This window comes from Streptomyces sp. NPDC096040, assembly GCF_040303265.1.
GTDB lineage: Bacteria > Actinomycetota > Actinomycetes > Streptomycetales > Streptomycetaceae > Streptomyces.
In genome coordinates this window covers 38940-58280 of record NZ_JBEOTA010000025.1, presented here as the reverse complement: position 1 = coordinate 58280, position 19341 = coordinate 38940, and the positions used below count along the sequence as shown (strand labels likewise).

Sequence of the window (19341 nt, the reverse complement as noted above, 5' to 3'; positions counted from 1 at the left end):
CCTCAGCGGCGGGCATATTCGCGGAAGCCACGGCCGGTCTTGCGGCCGAGGCAGCCCGCGGCCACCAGGTGCTCCAGGAGTGGCGCGGGCGCGAGGCCGGGGTCGCGGAACTCCCGGTGCAGGACCTTCTCGATCGCGAGCGAGACGTCGAGGCCGACCACGTCCAGCAGCTCGAACGGGCCCATCGGATAGCCGCCGCCGAGCTTCATCGCCGCGTCGATGTCGTCGAGCGAGGCGTAGTGCTCCTCGACCATCTTGATCGCGTTGTTGAGGTACGGGAACAGCAGCGCGTTCACGATGAAACCGGCCCGGTCACCACAGTCGACGGCGTGCTTCCTGACGGTCGCGCAGACCTCGCGGACCGTGGCGTGCACGTCCGCGGCCGTCAGCACGGTACGGACGACCTCGACCAGCTTCATGGCCGGCGCCGGGTTGAAGAAGTGCATACCGATCACGTCCTGCGGACGCGAGGTGGCCCGGGCGCAGGCCACGACCGGCAGCGAGGAGGTCGTGGTGGCCAGGACCGCGCCCGGCTTGCAGACCTTGTCCAGCGTGGCGAACAGTTGCCGCTTGACCTCCAGGTCCTCGGCGACCGCCTCGACGGCCAGGTCGACGTCGGAGAAGGCGTCGTACGAGCCCGCCGGGGTGATCAGGTCCAGGGTGCGCGCGGCGGCCTCGGCGGTCATCCGCCCCCTCCCGACGGAGCGGTCCAGGGACTTGCCGATCCTGGCCTTCGCCGCCTGCGCCTTCTCCTCGCTGCGGGCGGCGAGAACGACCTCGTAGCCGGCCTTGGCGAAGACCTCCGCGATGCCGGAGGCCATGGTGCCGGAGCCGGCCACCCCGACCGAGCGGACCGGCCGGCCCGGGGTGAGGGCGGCGCCGTCCAGCGGGGTGAGCGCGTCCCGGACGACCGTGGCGCTGCCCGGGGCCTCGTAGGTGTAGAAGCCACGCCCCGACTTGCGGCCGGTCAGGCCCGCCTCGCTGAGCTGCTTGAGGATCGGGGCCGGGGCGTGCAGCCGGTCGCGGGACTCGGCGTACATGGCCTCCAGGACCGTACGCGCGGTGTCGACGCCGATCAGGTCGAGCAGGGCGAGCGGACCCATCGGCAGACCGCAGCCGAGCCGCATGGCCGCGTCGATGTCCTCACGGGAGGCGTACTTCGCCTCGTACATCGCGGCGGCCTGGTTGAGGTAGCCGAACAGCAGTCCGTCCGCGACGAACCCCGGGCGGTCACCGACCGCGACCGGCTCCTTGCCCAGTTCGACCGCGAGGTCGGTGACCGCGGCGACGGCACTCGGGGCGGTGAGCACCGAGGAGACGACCTCGACCAGCTTCATCGCCGGGGCCGGGTTGAAGAAGTGCAGGCCGAGGACGCGCTCGGGGCGGGCCGAGTCGGCGGCCAGACGGGTCACGGAGAGCGCGTTGGTGCCGGTGGCGAGGATGGTCTCCGGGCGGACGATGCCGTCCAGCTCGCGGAAGATCTGGTGCTTGATGTCGTACGACTCCGGAACCACCTCGATGACGAGGTCGGCCTCGGCCGCGGCCGTGAGGTCGGTGCCGGTGCGGATCCGGGCGAGGACGTCGGCGCGCTCCTGCTCGGTCAGCCTGCCGCGGGCCACGGCACGGGCCGTGGAGGCCTCCAGGGCGGCGAGGGAGCCGGCGGCCTGGGCCTCGCTGACGTCGATGCCGATCACCTCGCGGCCGGCCTTCGCGAGGACCTCGGCGATACCGGTGCCCATGGTGCCGAGGCCGACGACGGCGACGGTCCTGAGCGGGGACAGGGAAGGGTCGGACTGGGGAGTGGCCATCGCGGGACTCCAGGAATGAGGGTGACGACTGGAACGCCCCCGGGTGCGCCGAAGGGGCGCACCGGGTGCGGAAAGGGCTGCGTGAATGCGGGTGTTGCCGGGCTGCTGGCGCACACGCCCGGTGCCGTCGCCGCGGGCGCGCACACGCCCGGGAGCGGCTGATTCCGACCGGCCCTGTCCCGGAGCCGGGTCGTATGAACGGTACGAGGTACCGAACCGACCTGATGCTCACGACGGCTGCGTCACCAAACCGGAGTGAGCGGTAGCGAGTGGGTGACTCGCTCGATTGAGCTTAACCGGCGGGTAACGAGCGCGCCAGCCCTCCGACTTTGTGATGTACGTCCCTCCGCTCCCGCAACCCCTCTACGCTGGGCTTCGTGGACGAAGAGTTGCGATCACTCACGGAGCGTCTGCGCCAGGAGTCGCAGGGAACGGCCGCCTATGACCGGCTCCTGGCCACCGAGGACCACGACGAGTTGGCGGAGGTACTCACCGCCGCCGGACAGCCCCTGTGGGCCAGGGAGTTGGCGGCCTACCGGCTGGGGACGGCCGGTGACCGACGCGCCTTCGAAACCCTGGTCCTCCTCCTGAACCACCGCGACCCGCCCCGCTGCGCCTCCGCCGCGCACGCTCTCGCCCGCCTGCAGGACCCGCGCACCGCCCGCGCGGCCGCCGCCCTCGCCACCAACGAGCTCCGTGTCGCCTACGCCCTGCACCCGGTCCGGCTCCTGGTCGAACTCCGCGCCCCGGAATCCGTCCCCGCCCTCATCACCACTCTGGAGCGCCGGCTGCGCCCCCATGACCCCTACCGCAAGGTCGCCCTCGCCTGTGTGGAGGGCCTCGGCACCCTGGGCGACACCCGTGCCCGCCGCGTCCTGAGCGAGGCCCTGGCCCACCCCACCCTCGCCGAGGCCGCGGTCCGGGCCCTGTCCCACATCCCTAGGCCGAGGTGAGGTCGCGGTCCTTGACATACCGCACCTCGGGCACGGGCACCCCGTCGACCTCGTACGGCTCCTCGGCGCCGTCGGCCCGGAAGCCCGCGAGCTCGTAGAACCGCCGGGCGCGCGTGTTCCCCTTCAGCACCCACAGGTACACGCGGGCGTGCCGGGCGCACTGCTGGAGAACCGTCTCCAGCAGCCTGCGCCCGGCCCCGGTCCCGACGTGCGCGGGGTCGAGGTAGATGGCGTACAACTCGGCGTCGCCGGTGTGCACTTCCCCGTCCCGGTACGGCCCGTGCGCCGCCCACCCGACGATCTCACCGCCCCGCACGGCAACCAGGTCCGTCACGCCGTCCTCACCGTCCCGGAACCGGGCCCGCCGGCGCTCGGCGTCCCGCTGGACGCTGAGCCCGTCGAGGAACGGCTGCGGCATGAGTCCCCGGTAGGCGTACTGCCAGCCCCGCACGCGTATCTCCGAGACACGGTCGCAGTCGTCGAGGGCCATCGGTCGGATGAGGAGGAAGTCGTCGGCCATGACGGCACCCTAAAAAGCGGACGGCTTCGCGCGCCCGGCATTTCGCTCAGCCGGCCACCACCGCGAAGGCCTCGATCTCCATCAGGAACTGGGGACCGGCGAGTGCGGCCACCTGAACCGCGGACGCCGCCGGCAGGCGGTCGTCGGGTATGTGGGCGGCGCGGGCCGCGCGGACGGCCGGCATATGGGCCATGTCCGTGACGAAGTAGGTGAGCTTGACGACGTCGTCGAAGCCGGCGCCGGCGGCCGCCAGACAGCGGCGCAGGTTCTCGAAGACCTGGCGGGCCTGGGCGGCCGGGTCGCCCTCGCCGACGAGCTTGCCGTTCTCGTCCAGCGGCAGCTGACCGGAGACGGCGACGAACCGGCCGGTGGCCGCGACGACATGGGTGTACTGGGCGGCCGCGGCGACGCCGTCGGGGGCGGGGATGCGGGTCAGGTCGGTCATGCGTCCATGGTGGACCATGGGTCCGACAACGCCCCCGACGGTGCGTCAGGGCAGGCTCAGCCGCGGAACCCGAGCAGCCCGTGCAGGGTCGAGCCGCGGGACGACGTCGACGCCGCCTTCGCGCTCAGGGGCTTCGGGTCGGGGGTCTTCCGGCAGACCGCGTCGGCGATGCCGTCACCGTGCGGGACCTTGCCGTCGGTCAGGTAGGCGGCGAGGTGGTCGTCCAGGCAGGTGTTGCCGCTCAGTGTGATGCCGTGGTTGCCGCCGCCCTGTTCGACGACCAGGCTGGAGCCGGCCAGCAGCCGGTGGGCCGTGACGCCGCCCTGGTAGGGCGTGGCCGCGTCGTCCGTGGCCTGGAAGAGGAGGGTCGGCGGGAGTTTGCCGTTGGCGATGTTCAGCGGCTTCAGGGCGGACGTCGGCCAGGAGGCGCACGCCGCGTTGTACCAGGCGTTGTTCCAGACCATGAACGGCGCCTTCTCGTAGACCGCCCAGTTGTCCTTGCGCCACTGGTTCCAGTCCCGGGGCCAGGAGGTGTCCCGGCACTGGACGGCCGCGTAGACGCTGTAGCCGTTCTCGCCCGAGGCCTCGACGGCGGCGAAGTTCTGGTACGCCTCGACCAGCGCGGCCGTCTTCTTCCCGTTGACGTAGGCAGAGAACGCCTCGGCCAGGTAGGGCCAGTAGCCGTTGTAGTAGCCGCCCGGGATGAAGGTGTCCTCCAGTTCCGAGGCGCCCACCTTGCCGCCCGCCGGCTTCTTCGCCAGCGCCGCCCGCATGGCGTACCACTTGGCCTCGACCTGAGCCGGGTCCGTGCCGAGCCGGTAGGTGGAGTCGTACTTCGCGATCCACGCCATCAGGGCGCGATGGCGGTCGTTGAAGGCGTAGTCCTGGCCGAGGTTGTCGTCGTACCAGACGCCCGTCGGGTCCACGATCGAGTCCAGGACCAGCCGGTGGATCCGCTCCGGGTGCAGCTTCGCGTAGACGGCGCCCAGGTAGGTGCCGTACGAGTAGCCGAAGTAGCTGATCCGGCGGGCCCCGAGAGCCTGGCGGATCGAGTCCATGTCCTGTGCGGCGCTGACCGTGTCGAGGTACGGCAGCAGGCTCGCGTACTTCCTGCCGCAGGCGGCCGCGAACGACTGCACCCGCTTGAGGTTCGCCCGTTCCAGGGCGGACGTGGCCGGCACCGAGTCGGGGCGCACCGGCTTGAAGTAGCCGGGCGCGCAGTCGATCGCCGGGCTGCTGCTGCCCACGCCGCGGGGGTCGAAGCCGATGACGTCGTACTGGGCCGCCACCTTCTTCGGCAGCGTGGAGGCGACGAAGCCTGCGAGGGTCAGCCCGCTGCCGCCGGGGCCGCCGGGGTTGACCAGCAGCGGACCCTGGTACGCCGACGCGGTGTGCGGGACGCGGGAGAGGGCGAGCGTGATCTGCTTCCCGCCCGGGTTCCGGTGGTCCAGGGGCACCTTGACGGTGCCGCACTGCAACGTCGGATAGTCGGTGGTGCCGCACTTCTTCCAGGTCACCGAGGACACCTGGACGGCGGCTCGGGCGGTGGCGCTCGCGGGCAGGGCCGTGAACGACCCGGCCACGACAGCGGCGGCGGCGCACAGCACGGCTGCGCGTGTTCGCATGGGGTCCTCCCAGGACGGAGGTGTCGCGGACCGCACGTGTCACGGTCCTCGCCGCATCGTCCCGGGAACGGCCCAAGGAAGAACGTGTTCTGACGATTATTGACCCAATTGGGCCGAGGGTTGCGCTCGAACGCTCTCAGCGACGACCGCTCTCAGAGCAGCGTGAGTTGCGTCGGCTCCGGCAGCGCGGGCTCCTCCTCGGTCGGCGGTACCGGCATCTGGCGGGGTGCCGCCGCGCGGTTCGGCCCGATGCCGTACTCCTCGGCCAGCTCGTGCACCTGACGGGTGATCCGGCGCTGGTACCACTTGGGCGCGTAGGCGCCCTCCGCGTACAGCCGCTCGTAGCGCCGGACGAGGTGCGGGTGGTGGGCCGCGAGCCAGCTCATGAACCACTCGCGGGCGCCGGGGCGCAGATGCAGCACCAGAGGTGTCACGGAGGTGGCCCCGGCGGCGGCGATCGCGCGCACGGTGGCTCGCAGTTGGGCCGGGTGGTCGCCCAGGAAGGGGATCACGGGCGCCATCAGCACCCCGCAGCCGATGCCGACCTCGCCGAGGGCGCGTACCACCTCCAGACGGCGCTCGGGGGCCGGGGTGCCGGGCTCCACGGTGCGCCACAGCACGGGGTCGACGAAGCCGACCGACACCGAGATCCCGACGTCCGTGACCTCCGCCGCCCGCCGCAGCAGGTCGAGGTCGCGCAGGATCAGCGTGCCCTTGGTGAGGATCGAGAAGGGGTTCGCGTGCTCGGTGAGGGCCGAGATGATCCCCGGCATCAGCCCGTAGCGGCCCTCCGCGCGCTGGTAGCAGTCGACGTTGGTGCCCATCGCTATGTGGTCGCCCTGCCAGCGCCGTGAGCCCAGCTGGCGGCGGAGCAGCTCGGGCGCGTTCACCTTGACCACGATCTGGGTGTCGAAGCCGATCCCGGTGTCGAGGTCCAGATAGCTGTGTGTCTTGCGCGCGAAGCAGTACACGCACGCGTGCGTGCAGCCCCGGTACGGGTTCACCGTCCACTCGAACGGCATCCGTGAGGCGCCCGGCACCCGGTTGATGATCGAGCGCGCCCGCACCTCGTGGAACGTGATCCCCCGGAACTCGGGGGTGTCGATGGTGCGGGTGGTGACCGCTTCCGCGCCGAACAGCGCGGTACCGGCCCGGCCGTGTTCGGCCTCCTCGGTGAGGTTCTCCCAGCGCATGACGCCTCCTCGGTAGCACTGCGCCCAGAATAGAACATCTGTTCCCATGATCGTGCGAACGATCTGTGGAGACCGCGCGGACGCCGTTTCCGACCGCTTCCGGCACCCCGATTTGGGCGGCCGGGCGCCGGGGTGGTTGGCTTGCCACCAACCCCGAGAACTCAGGTGCTGGAGGAAGTCAATGGCGCAGGTCGAGGCCACTACGGAGCGGGTCGTCGCGGCAGACGCGGAGACGGTGTTCGACGCGCTCGCCGACTACAGCGGCACGCGCGCGAAGCTGCTGCCCCAGCACTTCAGCGAGTACGAGGTGCGCGAGGGCGGCGACGGCGAGGGCACCCTCGTCCACTGGAAGCTCCAGGCCACCAGCAAGCGCGTCCGCGACTGCCTCCTGGAGGTCAGTGAGCCCACCGACGGCGAGCTGGTCGAGAAGGACCGCAACTCCTCCATGGTCACCACCTGGCGCGTCACCCCGGCCGGCGAGGGCAGCTCCAAGGTCGTGGTCCACACCACCTGGCAGGGCGCCGGCGGTATCGGGGGCTTCTTCGAGAAGACCTTCGCGCCCAAGGGCCTCGGCCGGATCTACGACGAGGTGCTCGGCAAGCTCGCCACCGAGGTGGAGAAGTAGTCCCGGTCCTGCGGCGGAGGTAACCGCGGGATGAACGGGGGGCGTTGACCCCCCTCACCGGTTCGAGTGGATCTCCGGGCCGGTCGCCCTCGTGCCGTAACTCGTCGTGCTTGCCCACAGTTGTCGCCCTACGGGAAATAAGGCGGGAACTGTGCGCAGGCGCGACGAGGGGAGCGGTACGTGGGGACGACTCTGGTGCAGTACGAGGAGCCGGCCGCGGCGCCCGCGGACGTCCCCGTGCCGGAACCCGCCCCGGACCCAGGACTCGCGCCGCGCCGCACCCGGCTGGTGTTCTGCGGGCTGATGCTCGCCCTGCTCCTCGCCGCCCTGGACCAGATGATCGTCGCCACCGCGCTGCCGAAGATCGTCGGCGAGCTGCACGGCCTGGACAAGATGTCCTGGGCGATCACCGCCTATCTGCTGACCGCCACCGTCGGCCTCCCCGTCTACGGCAAACTCGGCGACCTCATCGGACGCAAGAGCGTCTTCCAGTTCGCGATCTTCGTCTTCGTCGTCGGCTCGGCGCTGGCCGGACGGGCCCAGAACATGGACCAGTTGATCGCCTTCCGCGCGGTGCAGGGCGTCGGCGCGGGCGGGCTGATGATCGGCGTCCAGGCGATCATCGCCGACATCGTGCCGCCCCGGCGGCGCGGCCGCTTCATGGGCCTGATCGGCGCCGCCTTCGGCCTGGCCTCCGTCGCCGGGCCGCTGCTCGGCGGCTACTTCACCGACCACCTCTCCTGGCGCTGGTGCTTCTATGTCAACGTGCCCTTCGGGCTGGTCACGCTGGCCGTCATCACCGCCGTGCTGAAGCTGCCGAAACCCCCGGTCCGCGCTCGTTTCGACGTCCTGGGCACCCTGCTGCTGGCCGCCGCGTCCACCTGCCTGGTCCTGCTGACCAGTTGGGGCGGCACGGAGTACGAGTGGGGCTCGCGGGTCATCCTCGGGCTCGGGGCCGGTGCCGTGGTCGCCACCGTGCTGTTCCTGCTCGCCGAGCACCGCGCCGCCGAACCCCTCATCCCGCTGCGGCTGTTCCGCGACTCCGTCTTCAACGTGACCGGGCTCGTCGGACTGGTCATCGGCGTCGCGCTGTTCGGCGCGGCCAGCTATCTGCCGACCTTCCTGCAGATGGTCGACGGTGCCTCGGCCACCGAGTCCGGGCTGCTGATGCTGCCCATGATGGGCGGGATCGTCGGCGCCTCGATCGTCGCCGGACAGCTCATCAGCCACACCGGGCACTACCGGATCTACCCGGTGCTCGGAGGGGCGCTGTCCGTCGTCGGCATGTGGCTGCTGTCCCGGCTCGAAGTCGACACCCCGCGCTGGCAGTACAGCATCTGGATGGCCGTGCTCGGCGCCGGCATCGGCATGGTGATGCCGGTCCTGATCCTCGCCGTACAGAACTCCGTACCGCCCGCCGACCTCGGCACCGCCACGAGCGCCAACAACTACTTCCGGCAGATCGGCGGCAGCGTCGGCGCCGCCGTCTTCGGCACCCTGTTCGCCGACCGGCTCGCCGACGCCCTGCGCAAACGTCTCCCCGCCCACGCCGGCGCCAGGCTGCCCGACCCCGAGTCCCTCACCCCGCAGCTCGTCCACGCGCTGCCCCCGGCACTGCGCGACGACTACATCCGCGCCTACGCCGACGCGATGCCCCGGATCTTCCTCTACCTGGTCCCGATGCTCGTGCTCGGCCTGCTCATCGCCTGCTTCCTCAAGGAGAAACCGCTGGTGTCCCACAACACCGCCGAAACCGCGTCCGCCCCCGTCAACGCCCCGATCCCGCAGGCCCGTTCGTCCTTCACCGGCGCCGGGATCCCGGTCTGCGGCACGGTGCAGCACTCGGACGGGACCGTGGTGCCCCGCGCCGCACTCACCCTCATCGACGCCGTCGGCCGGCAGATCGGCCGGGGCGCCAGCGGGGACGACGGACGGTACGCCCTGTCCACGCCCGGCGCCGGGGCGTACGTGCTGATCGCCGCCGCCGGCGGCCACCAGCCGCAGGCCGTCTCCGTGACCGTCGGCGAGCGGCCCGTCGAACTGGACGTCGTCCTCGGCGGCGCCGGACGCCTCGCGGGCACCGTCCGCACCGCCGACGGCACGCCCGTCCGCGACGCCACCGTCACGCTCACCAATGTGCAGGGCGAGGTCGTCGCCAGCACCCGCAGCGGACGCGAGGGCGGCTATGTCATCACCGAGCTGGTCGCCGGCGAGTACACCCTCGCCGCCAGCGCCCCCGCCTTCCGCCCGGCCGCCCTCCCGGTCACCGTCCAGGCGTCCCGGGAGACCCGGCAGGACGTCGAGCTCGCGGGCGGCGCCGTACTGAAGGGCACCGTCCGGGCCGGGGGCGGGCGGCCCGTCGAGGACGCGCGCGTGACCCTCCTCGACGCCGCCGGGAACGTCGTGGACACCCTCACCACCGGCCCCGACGGAACGTTCCGGTTCGTCGACCTCTCCTCCGGCGAGTACACCGTCATCACCGCCGGTTACCCACCGGTCGCCACCGTGCTCCAGGTCGCGGGCGGCGGCCGCACCGAACGCGATCTCCAACTCGGGCACGAGGACTGACCGGACCGGAGCGCGAGGACCGGCCGGACCGGGCGCGGGGGCGCCGACCTGCGCGCCGGTGCGCTCCGGTGAAACCAATTCCAGGATTGCCACACATCGCAACCGGCGGCCACCGTACGGTAGTGGCGGGCGGCACAGATCTTTTGCGGAGCCGTGGGGAGAGAGGGCCTGGTCCATGAACCATGGCAGCGAGCGGGACACACCTCCCAGCCTCGGTGCTGGGGAGGGCACGGCAGGCCGTATCCCCCTGGCCGTGGTCGTCGTCGACCGCGACGGGCAGGTCTCGCACTGGAGCACCGGCGCGCGCCGGCTCTTCGGCGCCGCCAAGGAGCAGGCGATCGGCCACTCCGTCCTCGACCTGCTGCCGGTCTCCGGGGCGCTCCCCGAGGACGACGAGATCACCCCCTACGGCGCCTACGCGGCCTACGACGGACTCGGCCCCGACCTGGAATCCTCCCTCGACGGACGGCTGAACTTCCCCGCCGCGGGCCGCGCCCGGCTCACCGTGCCGGACCGGGACCGCGCCGATGTGCTGTGGTGGGCGTATCCGCTGGTCGGCCCGGGCGACGAGCGGCTGCTTGTGCTCGCCGCCGATGCCGAGCGGCTGCGCCGGTCCGAGCGCGACGAGGACATCCCCTTCGAGCGCATAGCGCCCGGATTCGCCCTGCACACCGACTTCCCCGGCGCCGAGGAACTCGCCCGCAGGCTCCCCGAGATCCTGCCCAGCATGAGCGTCGACGAGAGCGCCCGGATCGTCGCCCAGGTCCTCGAACTCGGCTATCCGATCCTGGAGTTCAGCCAGAACGACCGGGTACCCGTCACCCCCGACTGGGGCGTCGCCCGGCGCACCGAGCGCAAGGCCCGCCGTGAGCGCGCCGCCCGGGTGGCCGCCCAGGGCCTGCCGCTGCCCGCCGACCTCACCGACGACGAGGGCGAGGACCTGGAGTACACGGCCGTCCGCGAGCGCCTCGAATTCCTCAACGAGGTCAGCGGGAAGATCGGCACCTCGCTCGACCTGTCTCGCACGATCATCGAGGTCAGCAGAGCCGTCGTACCCCGCTTCACCGACGTCGCCGGCACCTATCTGCGCGAACAGGTCGTCGCCGGCGAGGGGTTCCCGGACGGGGTGCCCGACACCACCACCATGTGGCACCGGGTCGCCCTGGAGCACACCGACGAACCCGGCCGCTGGGACGACGTCGTACCGGTCGGCGAGGCCATGCCGTTCCCCGCGCACACGCCGTTCTTCCAGTGCATGACCACCGGCGAACCGGTCCTGGTGCCGCGCATCAGCGTGGAGATGGGCCACGCCATCGCCTCCCAGTTCGAGAAGCGCGACATCCGGCCACTGATCACCGGCCGGTCCATGCTGGTCGTGCCGCTGAAGGCACGCAACGTCGTGCTCGGCTTCATGATCCTGCTGCGCCACCCAGAGCGCGAGCTGTTCAACGACATGGACCGGGTCACCGGTGCCGAACTCGCCGCCCGCGCGGGCCTCGTGCTCGACAACGCACGCATGTACACCTTCCAGGAGAGCGTCGCCGAGACCCTCCAGGACAGCATGCTGCCGCACATCCCGCCGCGCATGGCGGGCTGCGACATCGCCACCCGGTATCTGCCGGGCACCCTGCTCGGCCGCGTCGGCGGCGACTGGTTCGACTCCGTGAAACTCCCCGGCGCCCGCACCGCCCTCGTCGTCGGCGACGTCATGGGCCACGGCCTCAACTCGGCCGCGATGATGGGTCAGTTGCGGACGGCCGTCCAGACCATGGCGGCCATGGACCTGCCGCCCGCGCAGCTCCTGCGCAACCTCGACGACCTGGCCCAGCGGCTCGGCGACGGCTATCTCGCCACCTGCCTCTACGCCGTCTACGACCCGATCGAGAGCGAACTCCACCTCGCCAACGCGGGCCATATCCCGCCCGTGCTGGTCCGGGCCGTCGACGGCCGCAGCGAACTCCTCGACCTGCCCACCGGGGCGCCCATCGGGGTCGGCGGGGTCGCCTTCGAGTCGCTGCGGGTGCGTGTGGAGCCCGGCGACCGGCTGGTGATGTGCACCGACGGACTCGTCGAGATGCGCGGCGAGGACATCGGCGTCGGCCTCGCCACCCTCTGCGAGTCCGCCGCCCACCCGGCCGCCTCCATGGACGACGCCTGCGACACCATCATCCGTGCCCTCAACACCCGCGGCGGCCGCAAGGACGACGTCGCCCTGCTGATGGCCCGCCTCAACGGCATCGAGCCGGAGGACGTCGCCGAATGGCGACTCGCCCTCGACCCGGCCGAGGTCCGCCGGGCCCGTGCCGCCGTCCGCGAACAACTCCACGACTGGGGCCTGGCCCGCCTCGCCGAGCCCGCCGAACTGATGGTCAGCGAACTCGTCACCAACGCCCTACGGCACTCCCACAGCCGCCCGGTCCAACTCCGGCTGATCCGCGGCGAGACCCTGCTCTGCGAGGTCGATGACGACGACCACACCCTGCCGACCCTGCTCGGCGCGGACCCCGGCGCCGAGGCCGGCCGTGGACTGCGGGTGGTCAGCACGCTGGCCAGGGAATGGGGCACCAGCCGCACGGCCGCCGGAAAGACCGTCTGGTTCGAACTCACCTCACGCCGCCGCTGACTTGGCGCCTGTCGTTCGGAGCAGGTCGCAGGGCAGCGGCGGGGCTGTTCGGCGCCGGTGAGTGGGGTGTGGTGCGTGCGGCTGCAAGGCGGAGGAGGCTTGGACATCAGCCTCCCCCACGCTCGAACAAGCTCGCGCGGGGGCGCCCCCATCGCGGCGGCGACGCGGTGGGGGCACCCCCGGCCGAAGGCTGGGGGACGTCGGCGAGTGACGACAACGCGGCTGGGGGTCCCCCTCTGGGGGAGTGCGTGCCAGACCCCGCGTCTGCGGCGTGATCCAAACGACAGGCCCCAAGGGGCGCACGTTCGTCGAAAGTGGGGTGAAGGAACGCGCCAGGCGCTTGTGGCCGAAACCAGCACAGGGTAAACCGTACTGGCCCGTCACTTACGGCGGTCATCTGCGGTCACACCCTGGGGAGTTGGGCATGAGCGTGACGAGTCGATACCGGGACGCCTGGGAGGGCTTCTGGCGCGAGGCGCCCGACGAGCCGGGGGCGGTGTTCTGGGACGCCGAGCCGGAGGTCACCGCCGCGGTCCACGTCTCCCTCTTCGAGCCCCACCTCACCGACCTCGGCCTGCCCATGGTCGACCTCGGCTGCGGCAACGGCACCCAGACCCGCTTCCTCGCCGGCCGCTTCCCGCGCGTCCTGGGCACCGACATCGCCGAGGCCGCCCTGGAGCACGCCCGGCACGCCGACCCCGCCGGACAGGCCCGCTACCGGCAGCTGGACGCGGCGCAGAAGAACGAGGCCGAGGCCCTGCACGCCGAACTCGGAGAGGCCAACGTCTATATGCGGGGCGTTCTCCACCAGTGCGAACCCGACGACCGGCAGCCGATGATCGACGCCGTGGCCACGCTCGTCGGCGGTCGCGGCCGGGCCTTCCTCGTCGAGCTCTCCGAGGCCGCCCGACCCATCCTCGGCGGTCTCGCCCAGAGCCCGTCCGGCCCGCCGCCCAAGCTCGCCCCGGTCTTCCGGCACGGCATCGCCCCCGGCGAGGTCGCCGACGACGCGGTGCCCGAGTACCTGCGCAACGCCGGCCTCACGGTCCTCGCGAGCGGCGAACTGCCCCTGACGACCACCGAGTTCACCCCGGACGGCGAGCGGATCGTGCTGCCGTCGAAGTGGCTGGTGGCCGGACGCGCGAACTGACCACCGACGGACACCCGGAGCCCGCCCTTCGACGCGACGCGGCCGAAGGGCGGACTCATGTGCCGGGTCGGTCAGAGCCGCGTGCCGCGGGGACGCCGTGGCCGCCGAACCGATCCTGCGGCCCACTTCCTGGCCGGTGGCCGCCGGGGCGCGTAACGTGGCACACCATGAAGATCCTCATCAGCGCCGACATGGAGGGCGCCACCGGGGTGACCTGGCCAGGTGACGTACTGCCCGGCACACCGCAGTGGGAGCGGTGCCGGTCGATGTTCACCTCGGACGTCAACGCCGCCGTCCTCGGCTTCTTCGACGGCGGTGCCGACGAGGTCCTCATCAACGAGGCCCACTGGAGCATGCGCAATCTGCTCCTGGAGCGGCTCGACGAGCGCGCCGAGATGCTCACCGGCCGCCACAAGTCCCTCTCGATGGTCGAGGGCGTCCAGCACGGCGACGTCGACGGCATCGCCTTCGTCGGCTACCACACCGGCGCCGGCATGGAGGGCGTCCTCGCCCACACCTACCTCGCCAACTCCATCACCGGCGTCTGGCTGAACGACGTGCGCGCCAGCGAGGGCCTGCTCAACGCCCATGTCGTCGCCGAGTACGGCGTCCCGGTCGTCCTCGTCACCGGCGACGACCTGACCTGCGAGGACGCGCTCGGCTACGCGCCCGAGGCGCCGAAGGTCGCCGTGAAGGACCATGTCTCGCGGTACGCGGCCGTGTGCCGGGCGCCCGCCCGGACCGCCGCCGACATCCGAGCGGCGGCGAAGGAGGCGGCATCGCTCGCGGTGCGCCGGGCTCCGGTCGACAGCGGACCGTACACAGTCGCCGTCGAGTTCGACGCCACGCACCTCGCCCTCGCCGCGACCGTCGTGCCCGGCGTGGCACAGGTCGGCGAACGGAAGGTCGCCTACACCAGCGTCACCATGTACGACGGCATCCGCACCTTCAAGGCCGTCACCACGATCGTCTCGGCCGCGGTGGAGGAGCAGTATGGCTGACGAACAGGCACTGGACGAGGTCGTCCGGTTCACCTCCGACCTGATCCGGATCGACACCAGCAACTTCGGCGGCGGCGACTGCCGGGAGCGCCCCGCCGCCGAGTACGCGGCCGAGCAGCTGGCGGGAGCGGGTTTGGAACCGATCCTCCTTGAGCGGACCGAGGGCCGCACCAACGTCGTCACCCGTATCGAGGGCACCGACCCGTCGGCCGACGCACTGCTGGTGCACGGTCACCTCGACGTGGTGCCCGCGCAGGCCGCCGACTGGAGCGTCGACCCCTTCTCCGGGGAGATCCGCGACGGGGTCGTGTGGGGCCGGGGCGCCGTCGACATGAAGAACATGGACGCGATGATCCTGGCCGTGGTGCGGGCCTGGGCCCGGCAGGGGGTACGGCCGCGCCGAGACATCGTCGTGGCCTTCACCGCCGACGAGGAGGCCAGCGCCGAGGACGGCTCCGGCTTCCTCGCCGACCACCACCCCGAGCTGTTCGAGGGCTGCACCGAAGGCGTCAGCGAGTCGGGTGCCTTCACCTTCCACGACGGCACCGGACGGCAGCTCTACCCCATCGCCGCGGGGGAGCGGGGCACCGGCTGGCTGAAGCTCACCGCGCGCGGCCGCGCCGGACACGGCTCCAAGGTCAACAAGGAGAACGCGGTCACCCGGCTCGCCGCCGCCGTCACCCGCATCGGCGAGCACACCTGGCCGCTCCGGCTCACCCCGACGGTCACCGCCGCCCTCACCGAACTCGCCGCCCTGTACGGCATCGAGCCCGACCTGGACAAGGTCGACCTGCTCCTCGACAAGCTCGGCCCGGCCGCCAAACTGGTCGAGTCCACCGTCCGCAACAGCGCCAACCCGACCATGCTGAACGCCGGTTACAAGGTAAACGTCATCCCCGGCGAGGCCGTCGCCTTCGTCGACGGACGCCATCTCTACGGCACCGAGGACGAGTTCCGTGCCACCCTCGACCAGCTCACCGGGCCCGATGTCGACTGGGAGTTCCAGCACCGCGAGGTCGCCCTCCAGGCGCCGGTGGACTCACCGACGTACGCCCGGATGCGCGCCGCCGTCGAGGAGTTCGCGCCCGAAGGGCATGTGGTGCCGTACTGCATGTCCGGCGGCACCGACGCCAAGCAGTTCTCCCGGCTCGGCATCACCGGCTACGGTTTCACGCCGCTCCGGCTGCCGGAGGGCTACGACTACCAGGCCATGTTCCACGGCGTCGACGAACGCGTCCCCGTCGAGGCCCTGCACTTCGGCGTCCGGGTCCTGGACCGCTTCCTGCGCACGGCATAGGAGACATCGTGGAGACGAAGCCGTACGGCTCCTGGCCCTCACCCATCGACGCGGCCCTGGCCGCCGCGCACGACGGCAGCCCCGAGTGGGTGGGCTTCGTCGGCGGCGAGGCCTGGTGGACCGAACCCCGCCCGCAGGAGGGCGGGCGCCGGACCCTGGTGCGGGGGAGCACCCGGGAGTCCGTGCTGCCCGCGCCGTGGAACGTCCGCAGCCGGGTCATCGAGTACGGCGGACAGCCCTGGGCCGGTGCGGTCCCCGCCGATGGCGGTGACCCCCTGCTGGTCTTCGTCCACTTCGACGACCAGCGGCTGTACCGGTACGAGCCGGGCGCCGAGCCTCGCCCGCTGACCCCCCCCGGACCCCGGTGGGCGGACCCGTGGTTGCTGCTCGACCGGGGTGAAGTCTGGTGCGTACTGGAGGAGTTCACCGGGGACCACCCCGACGATGTGCGGCGGGTGCTCGCCGCCGTACCGCTGGACGGCTCGGCCGCCGGGGACCGGGCCGCCGTACGCGAACTCACCGACGACCGGCACCGGTTCGTGACCGGGCCGCGCCTCTCGCACGACGGGCGGCGGGCCGCCTGGCTCGCCTGGGACCATCCGCGGATGCCGTGGGACGGCACGGAGCTGCTGGTCGGCGAGGTCGGCGACGACGGTGTGCTGCACAGAGTCCGCACGGTCGCGGGCGGCACCGAGGAGTCCATCGCCCAGGTCGAATGGTCCACGGACGACCGTCTCCTGTACGCGAGTGACCGCAGCGGCTGGTGGAACCTCTACCGCGACGGCAGCCCGCTGTGCCGGCGCGAGGAGGAGTTCGCCGGGCCGCTCTGGAAGCTCGGCCAGCGCTGGTTCGCACCGCTGGACAACGGGCTGATCGCCGTCGTCCACGGCCGGGGGTCGACCGCCCTCGGGATTCTGGACGCGGAATCCGGTGAACTCGTCGACGCCGCCGGACCCTGGACCGAGTTCACCCCCGCCCTCGCGGCGCACGGCACCCGCGTCGTCGCGGTCGGCGCGAGTCCCCGCACCGCGTACGAGGTGATCGAACTCGACACCGCGAGCGGCCGCGCCAGGGTCGTCGGCGCCGCCCACCGCGACCCGGTCGACCCCGCCTACTACCCCGAGCCGCAGGTCCGCACCTTCACCGGCCCGGGCGGCCGCGAGGTGCACGCCCACATCCACCCGCCCCACCACCCCGGCCACACCGCCCCCGACGGCGAGCTGCCGCCCTACGTCGTCTGGGCACACGGCGGCCCCACCAGCAGGGTGCCGCTCGTCCTCGACCTGGCGATCGCCTACTTCACCTCCCGGGGCATCGGGGTCGCCGAGGTCAACTACGGCGGCTCCACCGGGTACGGGCGGGAGTACCGCAACCGGCTGCGCGAGCAGTGGGGCGTGGTCGACGTCGAGGACTGCGCGGCCGTCGCCCTCGCCCTCGCCGAGGAGGGCACCGCCGACCGCGCCCGGCTCGCCATCCGCGGCGGCAGCGCCGGCGGCTGGACCGCCGCGGCCTCGCTGACCAGAACCGACGTCTACGCCTGCGGGACCATCGCCTACCCCGTCCTCGACCTCACCGGCTGGGGCACCGGGGAGACCCACGACTTCGAGTCCCGGTACCTGGAGTCGCTGATCGGCCCGCTGGCCGAGGTGCCCGAGCGGTATGCGGAGCGCTCGCCCAGCGAGCACGCCGACCGGCTCACCGCGCCCTTCCTGCTGCTCCAGGGCCTGGACGACGTGATCTGCCCGCCCGTGCAGTGCGAACGCTTCCTCGCCAGGCTCGACGGACGCCAGGTGCCGCACGCGTACCTCACCTTCGCGGGCGAGGGACACGGCTTCCGCCGCGCCGAGACCATGGTTCGCGCCCTGGAGGCCGAACTCGCCCTGTACGCCCAGGTGTTCGGGCTGACCGTGCCCGGGATTCCCGAGTTGGAGCTGCTGAAGTGAGAGAGTTGGTACGGCCGTCGAGGCTCACCCCCGGAGCGCGGGTCGCCGTCGTCGCGCCGAGCGGGCCGGTGGTGGAGGAGCGGCTCCAGGCAGGCCTCGACATCCTGCGCGGGTGGGATCTCGACCCGGTGGTGGCACCCCATGCGCTCGCGAAGGACGGCGGGTTGGGGTATCTGGCGGGCTCGGACCCCGACCGGGCCGCCGACCTCCAGCGGGCCTGGTGCGACCCGTCCGTGTCCGCCGTGCTCTGCGCACGCGGCGGCTTCGGCGCACAGCGCCTCGTCGACCTGCTCGACTGGGAGGCGATGCGGGCCGCGGGGCCGAAGGCGTTCGTCGGCTTCAGCGACGCCACCGTGCTGCACGAGGCGTTCGCGACCCGGCTCGGGCTCGCCACCCTGTACGGCCCGGTGGCCTCGGGCGCCGACTTCGTCAAGAGCGCCGAGGCACAGGAGCACCTGCGGGCCACCCTGTTCGCCCCGGAGACGGTCCGCACCATCACCGCCCGGGGCACCGCGCTTTCGCCCGGCCGGGCCCGGGGCGTCACGGTCGGCGGCTGCCTGCGCCTGCTCGCGACCGGCATCGGCACCCCGCACACCCACCCGGGCGCGCGCGGTGGCCTGCTCCTGCTGGAAGACGTGGGCGAACAGCCGTACAGCCTCGACCGGAGCATCACCCAGCTGCTGCGGTCCGGCTGGCTCGACGGCGTCGCCGGGATCCTGCTCGGGTCCTGGGACCGCTGCGGGCCGTACGAGGGCGTGCGGGCGACGCTCGCCGACCGGCTCGGCGGGCTGGGAGTGCCGGTGGTGGAGGAGTTCGGCTTCGGGCACTGCGAGGCGGCCCTGACGATCCCGCTCGGCGTCGCGGCGGAGCTGGACGCCGACGCGGGCACGCTCACGCTGCTGGAGCCGGCCCTGCGCTGAGGCCGCGTGGGCAGCGGCGCTCGCCATGCGGGGCGGGGGGCCGCCGGCGCAGCCCGGGCGTACGAGCTCGAAGGCCGCGGCGCCGCGTAGGGTGGCCGGATGCCGCACATCTCATCCCGCTATCTCGCCGAGGGCCCCCGTGTGGGCATCCGTCCCTTCACCTACGAGGACGGCGCCGAGTTCATCGCCCGGGCCCGGGAGAGCAAGGACCTCCACCAGCCCTGGCTCTTCCCGCCCACCACGGACGCGGCCTACGCCGGCTACGCGGGCCGGCTGATCGAGGACCGCAGCAAGGCCGGGTTCCTGGTCTGCGAGAAGGACGACGGGGCGATCGCCGGGTTCATCAACATCAACAACATCGTCGAGGGCGGCTTCCAGTGCGGTGCCCTCGGCTACGGGGTGTTCGCGCACGCGGCGGGACGCGGGCTGATGCGGGAGGCGATGGGGCTGGTCGTGGACCACGCCTTCGGGCCGACGCGGCTGCACCGGCTGGAGATCAATGTGCAGCCCGGCAACACCGCGTCCATCGCGCTCGCGCGTGGCGCCGGCTTCCGCCTTGAGGGCTTCTCGCCGAACATGATCTACATCGACGGGGCCTGGCGGGACCACGAACGGTGGGCGATCACGGCGGAGATGCGCACGGGCGGTTGAGCCCGGCCTTTGCGCAATC

The 19341-nt window shown here is 72.1% G+C and carries 15 protein-coding genes; 10 read left to right on the top strand and 5 right to left on the bottom strand.

Features of this window, described 5'->3' with window-relative positions; translation table 11 throughout:
* Nucleotides 1–2 precede the first annotated feature (2 nt).
* Entirely contained in the window at nt 3–1808 is a 1806-nt protein-coding gene (locus ABTY98_RS30305) for a 3-hydroxyacyl-CoA dehydrogenase family protein (RefSeq protein WP_352224241.1), read from the bottom strand.
* 377 nt (nt 1809–2185) lie between these two features.
* Here ABTY98_RS30305 and ABTY98_RS30300 point away from each other — a divergent pair, with 377 nt between their 5' ends.
* On the top strand, nt 2186–2761 hold the full coding sequence (locus ABTY98_RS30300) for an adenylosuccinate lyase (protein WP_352224240.1): 576 nt from the start codon (nt 2186–2188) through the stop codon (nt 2759–2761).
* Here the strand turns inward: ABTY98_RS30300 and ABTY98_RS30295 are convergent.
* From ABTY98_RS30295 to ABTY98_RS30280, 4 genes are all read right to left on the bottom strand, one after another.
* Nucleotides 2748–3281, bottom strand: a complete 534-nt coding sequence (locus ABTY98_RS30295) for a GNAT family N-acetyltransferase (RefSeq protein WP_352224239.1) — start codon at nt 3279–3281, stop codon at nt 2748–2750. The two genes, ABTY98_RS30300 and ABTY98_RS30295, sit on opposite strands and share 14 nt — an antisense overlap.
* Before the next feature lie 46 nt (nt 3282–3327).
* Nucleotides 3328–3726, bottom strand: a complete 399-nt coding sequence (locus ABTY98_RS30290) for a RidA family protein (protein ID WP_352224238.1) — start codon at nt 3724–3726, stop codon at nt 3328–3330.
* Between the two features lie 56 nt (nt 3727–3782).
* The gene (locus ABTY98_RS30285) at nt 3783–5351 is read right to left on the bottom strand and encodes an alpha/beta hydrolase (protein WP_352224237.1); all 1569 of its coding nucleotides are present in this window, start codon (nt 5349–5351) and stop codon (nt 3783–3785) included.
* A gap of 152 nt (nt 5352–5503) precedes the next feature.
* Nucleotides 5504–6544, bottom strand: a complete 1041-nt coding sequence (locus ABTY98_RS30280) for an Rv2578c family radical SAM protein (protein ID WP_352224236.1) — start codon at nt 6542–6544, stop codon at nt 5504–5506.
* A 181-nt stretch (nt 6545–6725) separates the two neighbouring features.
* On the opposite strand from ABTY98_RS30280, the gene ABTY98_RS30275 reads away from it, so the two are divergent.
* The 9 genes from ABTY98_RS30275 to ABTY98_RS30235 all read left to right on the top strand — a co-directional run bounded on the left by ABTY98_RS30275 (nt 6726) and on the right by ABTY98_RS30235 (nt 19322).
* A complete protein-coding gene (locus ABTY98_RS30275; RefSeq protein ID WP_352224235.1) occupies nt 6726–7169 on the top strand; it encodes an SRPBCC family protein in 444 nt (147 codons plus the stop codon).
* A gap of 180 nt (nt 7170–7349) precedes the next feature.
* On the top strand, nt 7350–9737 hold the full coding sequence (locus tag ABTY98_RS30270; protein ID WP_352224234.1) for an MFS transporter: 2388 nt from the start codon (nt 7350–7352) through the stop codon (nt 9735–9737).
* Nucleotides 9738–9912: 175 nt separating this feature from the next.
* On the top strand, nt 9913–12360 hold the full coding sequence (locus ABTY98_RS30265; protein WP_352224233.1) for an ATP-binding SpoIIE family protein phosphatase: 2448 nt from the start codon (nt 9913–9915) through the stop codon (nt 12358–12360).
* 424 nt (nt 12361–12784) lie between these two features.
* Nucleotides 12785–13510 (top strand): class I SAM-dependent methyltransferase, encoded by a 726-nt coding sequence (locus tag ABTY98_RS30260; protein WP_352224232.1) that lies wholly within the window; start codon nt 12785–12787, stop codon nt 13508–13510.
* A gap of 167 nt (nt 13511–13677) precedes the next feature.
* Nucleotides 13678–14511, top strand: a complete 834-nt coding sequence (locus ABTY98_RS30255) for a M55 family metallopeptidase (RefSeq protein WP_352224231.1) — start codon at nt 13678–13680, stop codon at nt 14509–14511.
* Nucleotides 14504–15808: a M20/M25/M40 family metallo-hydrolase gene (locus ABTY98_RS30250; RefSeq protein WP_352224230.1), complete on the top strand. Its 1305-nt coding sequence runs from the start codon at nt 14504–14506 to the stop codon at nt 15806–15808. The genes ABTY98_RS30255 and ABTY98_RS30250 overlap by 8 nt, the downstream gene beginning before the upstream one ends.
* 8 nt (nt 15809–15816) lie before the next feature.
* Complete coding sequence (locus ABTY98_RS30245; RefSeq protein ID WP_502994394.1) at nt 15817–17751, top strand: LpqB family beta-propeller domain-containing protein; 1935 nt, start codon at nt 15817–15819, stop codon at nt 17749–17751.
* Nucleotides 17748–18671 carry a S66 peptidase family protein gene (locus ABTY98_RS30240; RefSeq protein WP_352224229.1) on the top strand — a complete coding sequence of 308 codons (924 nt, stop codon included), beginning with the start codon at nt 17748–17750 and terminating at the stop codon, nt 18669–18671. The genes ABTY98_RS30245 and ABTY98_RS30240 overlap by 4 nt, the downstream gene beginning before the upstream one ends.
* A gap of 99 nt (nt 18672–18770) precedes the next feature.
* Complete coding sequence (locus ABTY98_RS30235; protein WP_352224228.1) at nt 18771–19322, top strand: GNAT family N-acetyltransferase; 552 nt, start codon at nt 18771–18773, stop codon at nt 19320–19322.
* Nucleotides 19323–19341: the final 19 nt, after the last annotated feature.

Excerpts from the sequence above, each read along its gene's own strand:
- ABTY98_RS30305 (WP_352224241.1), bottom strand. The coding sequence starts at position 1,808 with ATGGCCACTCCCCAGTCCGACCCTTCCCTGTCCCCGCTCAGGACCGTC.
- ABTY98_RS30295 (WP_352224239.1), bottom strand. The coding sequence starts at position 3,281 with ATGGCCGACGACTTCCTCCTCATCCGACCGATGGCCCTCGACGACTGC.
- ABTY98_RS30290 (WP_352224238.1), bottom strand. The coding sequence starts at position 3,726 with ATGACCGACCTGACCCGCATCCCCGCCCCCGACGGCGTCGCCGCGGCC.
- ABTY98_RS30285 (WP_352224237.1), bottom strand. The coding sequence starts at position 5,351 with ATGCGAACACGCGCAGCCGTGCTGTGCGCCGCCGCCGCTGTCGTGGCC.
- ABTY98_RS30280 (WP_352224236.1), bottom strand. The coding sequence starts at position 6,544 with ATGCGCTGGGAGAACCTCACCGAGGAGGCCGAACACGGCCGGGCCGGT.
- ABTY98_RS30275 (WP_352224235.1), top strand. The coding sequence starts at position 6,726 with ATGGCGCAGGTCGAGGCCACTACGGAGCGGGTCGTCGCGGCAGACGCG.
- ABTY98_RS30265 (WP_352224233.1), top strand. The coding sequence starts at position 9,913 with ATGAACCATGGCAGCGAGCGGGACACACCTCCCAGCCTCGGTGCTGGG.
- ABTY98_RS30260 (WP_352224232.1), top strand. The coding sequence starts at position 12,785 with ATGAGCGTGACGAGTCGATACCGGGACGCCTGGGAGGGCTTCTGGCGC.
- ABTY98_RS30255 (WP_352224231.1), top strand. The coding sequence starts at position 13,678 with ATGAAGATCCTCATCAGCGCCGACATGGAGGGCGCCACCGGGGTGACC.
- ABTY98_RS30250 (WP_352224230.1), top strand. The coding sequence starts at position 14,504 with ATGGCTGACGAACAGGCACTGGACGAGGTCGTCCGGTTCACCTCCGAC.
- ABTY98_RS30235 (WP_352224228.1), top strand. The coding sequence starts at position 18,771 with ATGCCGCACATCTCATCCCGCTATCTCGCCGAGGGCCCCCGTGTGGGC.